This window comes from Lachnoclostridium sp. (genome assembly GCF_031997925.1).
Classification (GTDB): domain Bacteria; phylum Bacillota; class Clostridia; order Lachnospirales; family Lachnospiraceae; genus Lachnoclostridium.
Map to the genome: position 1 here is coordinate 1 of NZ_DAMADT010000057.1, position 10129 is coordinate 10129.

Here is a 10129-nt window from a genome sequence, read left to right on the forward strand (position 1 = left end):
GTGGTGTGAGAGGTCGGAAATTTCTCAGTTAGGGAAATTTCCTCCTACTCGATTAAAGAAAGGATTATGTAGATGGAAGGATTCGATTTTTCAAAAGAATATGGAATCGTGCTGGAAGGTGGAGGTGCCAAGGGAGCTTACCAAATTGGAGTTTGGAAGGCAATGAAGGAGCTGGGTATCAAAATTAAGGGAATCAGTGGAGTATCCGTAGGAGCGTTAAATGGAGCTCTCATCTGCATGGGAGATATTGATAAGGCTATCAAGCTTTGGGAGAGCATAACTTATGATAGAGTTATGGAAGTTGATAATCAACAGATGGAACATCTAATGAAACGTGAGTTAAAGCAGTTAAAATTGGTAGACTTAACTAAGACAGGAATAAGGGTTCTTGCTTCCAGGGGTTTTAATGTTACGCCATTAAGAAGTATGATAGATGAAGTTGTTGATGAAGATGGAATTCGTAACTCTAACATTGAATTTTATTTGGGAACATTTTGCCTTAGTGATATGAAGCAACTAGAAATCTGTGTTGCAGAAGCAGAACCGGAGAAACTAAAAGACTATCTTTTAGCAAGTGCATATTTCCCTGCATTTAAAAATGAAAAGCTTCATGGGCTTAGCTATGTAGACGGTGGAGTTACGAATAATGTACCGATCGATACTCTAATTAAAAATGGCTATAAAGATATCATTGTGGTTCGTATCTACGGTGTTGGCGTAGAGAGACGTGTGAAGATTCCGGGAGATGTTCTAGTAACAACAGTTGCTCCGAGGGTGGATCTAGGTAGTATTTTAGAATTTGATGGTAAAAAGTCTATGCGGAATATAACGATTGGCTATTATGATGCAATGAGAGTATTCAAATCCTTAAAGGGAAAGATATATTATGTGGATGCAAAGTTGAATGAAAGAGAATGCTTAGAGTTATTTTTAGAATGTCATCCAAGCGTTATAATGGCATATCATGAATATTATAAACTGGACTACTCCAAAGAATCTCTTTATACTAGAGGCATGTTAGAGACGATTTTACCTCTTGTTGGAGATGAACTAAAATTAGCGAAGGATTGGAGCTATTTTGATTTATATCTTGCTCTACTTGAACTCTGTGCTAAATATATGCATGTTCAAAAATATTATATTTATACAGAAGAAGAGCTGACTGAAAAGATAAAGATAAAATATGAGCTTCGAAAGAAGAAACTTGATTCTAAAGAAATACCAACATTTGTGCAGCTTGCACTTGGTTTAATAACGATACGAAATTAAAATACAGAAGAGAATATTTATTAATAGAACAGAATAAATATTTACATTATTCTTGACTTTTCCAATCTATCACATATAATGTATAAATAGGAATTTCAGAAGTATAATTATACAGCCTATTATGGTAGAATTGGAGGGAATATGAATTTAAAAGGACGTTCTTTTCTTACATTGAAGGATTTTACGCCAGAAGAGATTATTCATTTATTAGACTTGGCAGCAAAACTAAAAGAAAAGAAGAAACAAGGAATTACAGGTAATAGTTTAAAGGGGAAAAACATAGCGTTAATTTTTGAGAAACCATCTACCCGTACCAGATGCGCATTTACAATTGGATGTATTGATGAGGGGGGTCATCCAGAATATCTTGGAAGAGATGACATCCAACTAGGGCATAAGGAGAGCGTGGAAGATACCGCTCGAGTGTTAGGGCGTATGTTTGATGGAATTGAGTACCGTGGATTTTCTCAAGAAACCGTTGAAAAGCTAGCAAAATATAGCAAAGTTCCAGTATGGAACGGATTAACGGATGCATATCATCCTACGCAGATCTTAGCAGATTTCTTAACATTAAAAGAACAATTTAAAATTTTAAAAGGGCTTAAACTAGTATTTGTCGGAGACGGAAGAAATAACATGGCAAATAGTTTGATGATTGGCTCCAGTAAGATGGGAATTCATTTTACGATCCTAGCACCTAAGAGTTTATGGCCAAAAGAAGAATTGGTATCATTGTGCCTTAGCTACGCAAAGGATTCAGGTAGTGTAATTACAATTACAGAGGATTTAGATGCTGTTACTGGTGCAGATGCAATCTACACAGATGTATGGTGTTCGATGGGTGAAGAAGATAAGGCAGCAGAACGTATCGCATTATTAAAACCATATCAAGTCAATGAAGAATTAATGAAAAAATCAGGAAAAGATAACACGATTTTCTTACATTGTTTACCGGCTGTAAAAGGAAATGAGGTTACGGAAGAAGTATTTGAAAAGTTTGCAGATGTCGTATTTGATGAATCAGAAAACCGTATGCATACAATCAAAGCGGTAATGGTTGCAACTCTTGGAGATTGAGCCATTCGCTGCTCCAAAAGGTAGTCGCAGCATGGGGTTAAATATGTTAATGGTATATTAAAAATATTAGTTTTTCATAGACTAACTCTAATGAAATATTAATTTGAATTTCTCTCACTAAGAAGGTATGATAGATACATACAAAGCAATAGGGTGTGAGAAAGACTTGTTGCTATACTACGCATATTGAGTGCATATGCACCATGAGCGATACTATAAATGAAACAGATTTATAGTAGGAGGGTTAATAAGAAATGAAAGGAGAGTTAGTTTATGAAAAAGAATCATTCCAGTTACATCTGGGGCGGATTACTCGTACTATTTGGAGTATTATTAGCAGGAAAGGCACTAAATATTTTAACGTTTGATATCTTTTTTGATGGATGGTGGACCTTATTCTTAATCATACCATGTTTTATTGGTTTATTTAATCATGGTGGTGATAAAACTGCTTATATGATTGGTTTATCAATTGGTATCTTTATGTTGTTGTCTGCACAAGGATTTATTACGTGGAGAATGTTTGGACCTTTATGTTTTGCAGCAATACTAGTATTTATTGGATTGAATATGATCATACCAAAGAAACATAAAGATCAAGACTATTCAGGTCAAAATTATAAGACTTATCAAGGTAGTGGAAGTACTGATCAGACATATGATAAGACTTATACGTATGAGCAGAACTTCGATGGCACAGAGAACGGGCAGCAGTCTGGTAATAATGGATTCACACAGGATGCAGGTGCCTCAAACGATGCAAACAGTGGGTATCAAAATACCTACCAGGGTGCCAGGCAAAGCGGACGATTCGCATGCACCGCGGTCTTAAGTGGTAGGGAATTACGTTTTGATAATGAAGTATTCCAAGGGGCTATGTTATCTGCTTTATTAGGTGGAATTGAACTAGACTTAAGAAATGCTATTATCAGAGAGAACGTTGTGATTGAATGTAAAACAGTTCTCGGTGGAATAGATATCTACGTTCCAAGCTATGTTAGAGTTGTAGTTAACTGTAATCCAATTCTTGGTGGTGTAGACAATAAGACAATTACTCCATTAGGAGCGAATGAGCAAACTATTACAATCTATTTGAATGCAACTTGTGTTTTAGGCGGTATCGATGTAAAATAGTACATGATAACACTAAAATGATGCAGGGCTGTTGAATAACACAGATACCAAGTGTGATTCAACAGCTCTTTTTTGGTAAATTAGCCCATTAAACAACGTAGTTGCGAATGGGTTACGAGCAAGTAGCGCTTTGTCAGCGAGCTGACATGCGAATTACGAGTATCCTTTGACTAGAATAGAATGAAATAATTTTATTTAGATTGGAAAGCATTGATAGGAAGGTAGGTAACAGGAATGGAAAATATCATCTTATGTGGTAGTAGTTCTTATGATAAGAAATACTATCTAGACGATAAATTTGATGGACTTCCCCAACAAATTAAAGATGAGCTTAAGATTATGTGTGTGTTATATACGGAGGATGTTGGTGGTATTCTAACCTTAGAGTTTGAAGAAGATGGGACACTAACATTTCAGGTTACTAGTGATGAAAGTGATTTTTTATTCGATGAGATTGGAAGCGTATTAAAAGTTAAGCAGCTTCAACATACCAAGAGAGAATTATTAGAATCGCTCGAGATGTATTATAAAGTATTCTATTTGCATGAGGAAATATAATTTTTGTGGGAAATATAATTTTATAAGTTACGATCGAACTGTAAAAAGGAGGATGACTACATGTTACTCGTAATAGATGTTGGTAATACCAATATAACTTTAGGAGTATTTGATGAGGATAAGATTGTAGGTACGTACCGAATTACAACAAAAGTCTCACGTACTTCGGATGAGTTTGGCCTTTTATTTTGTGATTTATTACATGTAAAAGAAATTGAAAGAACAAGTATTGATTCTGTAATCATAGCATCTGTTGTTCCAGCTATAATGTACTCTTTAACAAGTGCGATTATCAAATACCTTGGCATAACTCCACTAATAATTGGTGCAGGAACGAAAACGGGAATTAAAATACTAACCGCAAATGCGAAAGAAGTAGGGGCGGACCGAATTGTGGATCTTGTTGCTGCTTTTGAGGAATATGGAGGACCTGTATTTGTCATTGATTTTGGAACAGCAACTACGTATGATCTCGTAACCGAAGATGGAAAATTCACTGCGGGTATCACAAGCCCAGGGATTCGTATTAGTGCCAATGCTTTATGGAATGATACAGCGAAGCTTCCGGAAATCGAAATTTTAAAGCCAGACTCCATTTTAGCAAAAGACACAGTAAGCAGTATGCAGGCTGGACTTGTCTACGGCACAATTGGTGCAACAGAATATATTATTAAGAAAGTAAAAGAAGAATCTAAGTTAGAAAATCTTAAAGTTGTTGCAACAGGAGGACTTGGTAAAATAATTGCAGATGCTACAGATATGATAGATATCTACGATCCAAATTTAACATTAAAAGGATTGCGATATATTTACCTAAAGAATAGTTAGGAAAGAGGATAAAATGAGTTTTACCATAGGCAATGTAAATATAAACGGTAACTTGGTACTAGGACCAATGGCAGGTGTTACAGACCTGCCGTTTCGTCTCTTATGTAAAGAGCAAGGGGCTGACTTGATTTATACAGAAATGGTCAGCGCCAAAGGAATTTATTATAATAATAAAAATACAGAGGTACTTCTTGAAGTTGAAGAAAAAGAACGTCCTGTTGCATTACAACTATTTGGAGAAGATCCATATATTATGAGTGAGATGGCAAAAAGGATTGAGCATCGTAATTTTGATTTTCTCGATATTAATATGGGATGTCCAGTTCCTAAAGTAGTGAATAATGGAGAAGGATCAGCTCTTATGTTAAAGCCTGAGAGGGTTGGTGAAATCGTAGGTGCAATCAGTAAAGCAATCAAGAAGCCTGTGACAGTGAAGATAAGAAAAGGTTTCACAAAAGACAATGTAAATGCAGTGGAGGTTGCAAAAGTAATTGAACAAAGCGGTGGAGCTGCGATTGCAGTACATGGAAGAACCAGAGAACAATATTACAGCGGTGAGGCTGATTGGGATATCATAAAAGCAGTAAAAGAGGCAGTATCCATACCTGTAATCGGTAACGGAGATGTACAATCACCAGAGGATGTAAAAAGAATGATGTCCTATACTGGTTGTGATGCTGTTATGATTGCACGTGGCGTTCGTGGGAACCCTTGGTTTTTCTCACAAGCAAAACATTATCTTAAGACAGGTGAATTATTAGAAAAACCTAGTGTTCCTGAAGTTATCGATATGATGTTACGTCATGCTAGATTAGCTATTGAACTTAAGGGAGAATTTACTGCAATGCATGAGATGAGAAAGCATGTAGCCTGGTACACCATGGGCTATCCAAAATCCGCTAAATTAAGAAACCAAGTCAATGAGATAGAGACCTATGAAGACTTGGTAGTTCTTATGAAGTTGTATGAAGAGATGCTTGGAATCTAAAGCAGTGGATATAGTCATTAAAATAGTGACAAATGCATGTAAAAATAGTTACTGCTCTTTGTCGTTATTCACAAAAAGTCATAAGAAGAACAGAAAATAGTTGCTTTTCTGCATATAGTGTTATAATATACATTACAGAAAGACAAATGTACGCCATGCAAAAACATAAGGTGATTATAGAAATAGAGGAGGAAGTTTATGAGCAAGTTAAGAGTTGGAATTTTAGGTGCTACCGGTATGGTTGGTCAGAGATTTATCTCACTACTTGAGAACCATCCTTGGTTTGAGGTTACAACGTTAGCGGCAAGTCCAAGAAGTGCAGGAAAAACATATGAAGAAGCAGTGGGAAATCGCTGGAAGATGACAAAACCAATGCCAGAAGCTGTGAAGTCTATGATTGTAAAGAACGTAAATGAAGTAGAAGCGGTTGCATCTGAAGTTGACTTTGTATTCAGTGCTGTGGATATGACAAAGGATGAGATTAAGGCAATTGAAGAAGCTTATGCGAAAACTGAAACACCTGTAGTTTCCAACAACAGTGCTCATCGTTGGACTCCTGATGTCCCTATGGTTATTCCAGAAGTTAACCCAGAACATTTTGAAGTTATTGCTAGCCAGAGAAAACGTCTCGGAACAAAACGTGGTTTTATTGCAGTAAAACCGAATTGTTCCATTCAAAGTTACACACCAGCCTTAAACGCATTAAAGGAGTATGGCCCTAAGGTGGTTGTTGCAACCACATATCAGGCAATCTCTGGAGCGGGTAAGAATTTTGCAGATTGGCCTGAAATGATAGATAACGTAATTCCATTTATCGGCGGTGAAGAAGAAAAGAGTGAACAGGAACCTCTTCGTATCTGGGGTAAGGTTTTGGATGGTGAGATAATTAAAGCTGAGGCTCCTTTCATTACAACACAATGTATTCGTGTTCCAGTAACGGATGGTCATACTGCAGCCGTGTTTGTAAGTTTTGAGAAAAAGCCTGAAAAGGAAGAGATTATTAAGGCTTGGACAGAATATAAGGGACTTCCACAGGAATTAAATCTTCCAAGTGCACCAAAGCAGTTCATCAAATATTTTGAAGAAGACAACCGCCCTCAAGCAGCACTTGATCGTGACTACGAGAATGGTATGGGAATCTGCATGGGTCGTTTAAGAGAAGATACTGTTTATGATTACAAATTCGTTGGGTTATCTCATAATACAGTGCGTGGAGCAGCAGGCGGTGCTGTATTAAATGCAGAACTGTTAAAGGCTCTTGGATATATAGAGGCAAAAGAAAATTAAGATTAAAATGCTAAGCTGGAAGTAGTTTTGTTATCTTTATAAAGATGAATTATGAAATAATTAAGGGTGTACAACCAAAATTGCTAAGAAGTAAGTAACTATTCTTAAAGATTGGTTGTACACCCTTATGATTGTTAGATCAATTAAAAGTTTGTTTTATTTATCAAGTCCATATAGATGACGGATTGTGGTTACTGCATTTTCTGAATTTTTTGAGGTTACAATAATTCCAATAACAGGTGGGTCTTGCATATAACCTTTATATGCTTTAAACATAGGAAGATCTTCAGCATAGATTCCATATACACCTTCCGGACCTTGTGCTTCGGAAGGATACTCCTCATCATTTAGGCGAGTACGGCAGCTAAATAATCGATCGGATAATGCACTGTAAACATCCGTTGGTAATGCGTCAGTTAATGGTGTTAGTGAATTTGAAAAAGCATATTTTACAAATTGTGACTCTGGAGCTATAAAGAGATCAAGTTCGCCCGAAATAGAATAGACGGATAACTTTTGTGCGGAGGCATAATCGTAATTATTCAAGTCATAACTTGTATCTATTAAGATTCTCTGAGTTTCAGGATTAACATCAAGTAACTCATTTAGGTCATTCTCAAATTGAGCTTTTGTTTCTTCCGCTAGTGGATAATTAACCATTGCGACGCTAAGCACAGTTTCTGGCTTTGGTGATAGTACATCGTATAAGAAATAGCTAACAAATCCGATGAGGACTAAGGTGGCAAGTAACTTTTTTAAGTAATATTGCTTAAAATAACCCCACTTTTCAGCAGTATTCATCTCACTTAACTTTTGCTTTTCTGTCTTTTTTTCGCGTTTCTTATAGATTTCAGCATTATCGTCTAAACGCGTGTCTTTAGCATTCATAAAATACCTTCTTTCTATCTAAACTAATACAAGAAATTCTAGGATTAGTTTAGCATACAAGGGTGTGAAAAGAAAGAAACAATTTATAAAATATATTATAAATTACTATAAAAAATAGTAAAAAAAGCACATATTTCTATGTGCTTTTTTGATTTGTAATTGGGATTACATACCGTACATCATTGACGTTAAGTCAACACCAATAGTATCACCTACTGTATTAACAATTTCAAGAAGTCCCATAAATGAGTTAGACATAAACTCATCCATTTCAGTTTCTGTATCATAAACTTTCGCATCAGCGGATGGAGCCACGATCTCAGCACCTTCTGATACCTGATAAGATGCAGTTAAAGAGAATAAGGACATACTACCAGCTGAAACGTTAAAGGTTACATCTTGTTTTTCACCAGTTACACCAAAAGTTAGTTCAATCGATGTCCCACTAAGCTGTGGTGATGTAAGGTTGAAAGTCCCGGTGAAATGACCCTTCTTTTCATTAACAACTTTTACATTCTCAAAATCAATTGTAAGAGATACATCGCTGTTAGTTAATGAAGAGGTGGAGTCTAATTCATTAACAAAGAGCTTAATAAATCCTTGATACCCGCTTGATGCTTTTGTATAGTTTGAGGTAACGGAAATAAGTTTTTGATCATCAATTGCTACAAAAAACTCGATACCATTTTTATTTCCTTTTGCAGATAAAAAGGAAAATACCATATTAGATCCATCTACTGTCATCGAAATTTCACAACCGTGAAGCTCATTTTTCTTATCTACAAATATAGAAAAATCTGCAACGGTATTATCAGATGCTTCTGCAGTCTCTAACGTAGAAATTAATTCATCAAAAGTATTAACTGAATCTGAATTAAGGAGAGCAGTGTCTAAAAGATTTTTATAACTTTCTACGTCATAAACTCTCTTCATTAATTTAATTAGAATATTTTTGGTATCCTGCTCGGAAATTTTTGCGGTTAATTTATCATAAGTAGCAGATACATCAGAAGCAACAATATTCACATCTTTCACTAGTGATACATCATTAATATCGTTTGTTAGAATTTTTGCGGTATCAGTTAATAAACTTGTTAACTCTTTAGCATCAGTAATTTGATAACTTTCAATATCAAATTGTGGAAGAGATGCATCGTCCTCAAGAGCTGATAAGTTAAGTGGAGTAGATAAATAATCAGAAGATAATTCTGGAATACGGAATAATAAGGAATCAGCTGCGTTCTCAAAATAACTTTCTACAGTGAGAAGTTTGGTATCATTTGCAGAAAGAGTCACATCTACATTATGCTTATCTTCTTTACTCTTAATAATGAAGTTTCCGCCTATATTATCTAGCTTTAAGTCGGCAAAATATTCAGAATCCGTTTGCTTTAGCATAGAAGTTAACATATTATTTAAAGTGACATTAAAATCTACAGAGATGGTATTGTTCTTAAAATCGGTAGAAACTCTATTAGATAATGCCTTTTCGTAGGATTTGGCTTCATCTAATAAATAGTTTTCAACTGCAGATTCGAATCGTTCTTTTGGTGTAGAACTACTTCTTGAAACAGCCTCAATAATGCGTGGTACTGCAAATATTGCAATTACTATACAAGCAGCAATACCTGCAACTAAAGCTATGATACCAGCTGTTCTCTTGTTCTTCTTAGGCTCATTTGGTATGTTGCTGTATGAAGTCCCGTTCGTATGTTCTACTACTAAATTAGGTTCTATGGGATTGCCTGGTGTCTCATTTGTAACATTACTTTCGTCTAAATCTGACATAATTTTTCTCCTTTTACCATGTGATACGCTGAAAAAAAGTAGACAAAGTTTCTTATCGATTTCTTGCCTACTAATGTGAATCGCTTATTCCCGGGATGGGAATATTTAAAAGACTAATGAAATTATAGAGGATACTAATAAGAATGTCAATCAAACTGGATTAAAACTTCATTAAAGAATCTATGCGTATGTAAGGATATTGCATAGTGCTATCAATTTAACCTCTCAGGGATGTCCCCCGCTTCTGTAAGCAGGGATAAGGACTTGCCTGTTTTAAAATGCCACGTAGTGGCAATGAGGTAGAGCTGGTAG

9 protein-coding genes are annotated in these 10129 nt (G+C 35.7%); 7 read left to right on the forward strand and 2 right to left on the reverse strand.

The window, feature by feature from the left end; all coding sequences use genetic code 11:
* Nucleotides 1-72: 72 nt before the first annotated feature.
* From RTP52_RS20005 to asd, 7 genes are all read left to right on the forward strand, one after another.
* On the forward strand, nucleotides 73-1269 hold the full coding sequence (locus tag RTP52_RS20005) for a patatin-like phospholipase family protein (protein ID WP_312373140.1): 1197 nt from the start codon (nucleotides 73-75) through the stop codon (nucleotides 1267-1269).
* Nucleotides 1270-1410: 141 nt separating this feature from the next.
* Nucleotides 1411-2346, forward strand: a complete 936-nt coding sequence (argF, locus tag RTP52_RS20010; protein WP_312373141.1) for an ornithine carbamoyltransferase — start codon at nucleotides 1411-1413, stop codon at nucleotides 2344-2346.
* A 273-nt stretch (nucleotides 2347-2619) separates the two neighbouring features.
* Nucleotides 2620-3480 (forward strand): LiaF transmembrane domain-containing protein, encoded by an 861-nt coding sequence (locus tag RTP52_RS20015; protein ID WP_312102480.1) that lies wholly within the window; start codon nucleotides 2620-2622, stop codon nucleotides 3478-3480.
* 234 nt (nucleotides 3481-3714) lie between these two features.
* Complete coding sequence (locus RTP52_RS20020; RefSeq protein WP_312102495.1) at nucleotides 3715-4038, forward strand: DUF6145 family protein; 324 nt, start codon at nucleotides 3715-3717, stop codon at nucleotides 4036-4038.
* A gap of 60 nt (nucleotides 4039-4098) precedes the next feature.
* Nucleotides 4099-4866: a type III pantothenate kinase gene (locus tag RTP52_RS20025; protein WP_312373143.1), complete on the forward strand. Its 768-nt coding sequence runs from the start codon at nucleotides 4099-4101 to the stop codon at nucleotides 4864-4866.
* 13 nt (nucleotides 4867-4879) lie between these two features.
* Nucleotides 4880-5854 carry a tRNA dihydrouridine synthase DusB gene (gene dusB / locus RTP52_RS20030; RefSeq protein WP_312373144.1) on the forward strand — a complete coding sequence of 325 codons (975 nt, stop codon included), beginning with the start codon at nucleotides 4880-4882 and terminating at the stop codon, nucleotides 5852-5854.
* Nucleotides 5855-6052: 198 nt separating this feature from the next.
* On the forward strand, nucleotides 6053-7141 hold the full coding sequence (gene asd / locus RTP52_RS20035) for an aspartate-semialdehyde dehydrogenase (RefSeq protein WP_312373145.1): 1089 nt from the start codon (nucleotides 6053-6055) through the stop codon (nucleotides 7139-7141).
* 156 nt (nucleotides 7142-7297) lie between these two features.
* Here asd and RTP52_RS20040 read toward each other — a convergent pair whose 3' ends face one another.
* Both RTP52_RS20040 and RTP52_RS20045 read right to left on the reverse strand, forming a co-directional pair.
* A complete protein-coding gene (locus RTP52_RS20040; protein WP_312102511.1) occupies nucleotides 7298-8029 on the reverse strand; it encodes a hypothetical protein in 732 nt (243 codons plus the stop codon).
* 165 nt (nucleotides 8030-8194) lie between these two features.
* Nucleotides 8195-9817, reverse strand: a complete 1623-nt coding sequence (locus RTP52_RS20045) for a hypothetical protein (RefSeq protein ID WP_312373147.1) — start codon at nucleotides 9815-9817, stop codon at nucleotides 8195-8197.
* Between the last annotated feature and the right edge of the window lie 312 nt (nucleotides 9818-10129).

Bases quoted from the DNA above. Each gene is read 5' to 3' on its own strand.
- RTP52_RS20005 (WP_312373140.1), top strand. From the start codon at position 73: ATGGAAGGATTCGATTTTTCAAAAGAATATGGAATCGTGCTGGAAGGT.
- argF (WP_312373141.1), top strand. From the start codon at position 1,411: ATGAATTTAAAAGGACGTTCTTTTCTTACATTGAAGGATTTTACGCCA.
- RTP52_RS20015 (WP_312102480.1), top strand. From the start codon at position 2,620: ATGAAAAAGAATCATTCCAGTTACATCTGGGGCGGATTACTCGTACTA.
- RTP52_RS20020 (WP_312102495.1), top strand. From the start codon at position 3,715: ATGGAAAATATCATCTTATGTGGTAGTAGTTCTTATGATAAGAAATAC.
- RTP52_RS20025 (WP_312373143.1), top strand. From the start codon at position 4,099: ATGTTACTCGTAATAGATGTTGGTAATACCAATATAACTTTAGGAGTA.
- dusB (WP_312373144.1), top strand. From the start codon at position 4,880: ATGAGTTTTACCATAGGCAATGTAAATATAAACGGTAACTTGGTACTA.
- asd (WP_312373145.1), top strand. From the start codon at position 6,053: ATGAGCAAGTTAAGAGTTGGAATTTTAGGTGCTACCGGTATGGTTGGT.
- RTP52_RS20040 (WP_312102511.1), bottom strand. From the start codon at position 8,029: ATGAATGCTAAAGACACGCGTTTAGACGATAATGCTGAAATCTATAAG.
- RTP52_RS20045 (WP_312373147.1), bottom strand. From the start codon at position 9,817: ATGTCAGATTTAGACGAAAGTAATGTTACAAATGAGACACCAGGCAAT.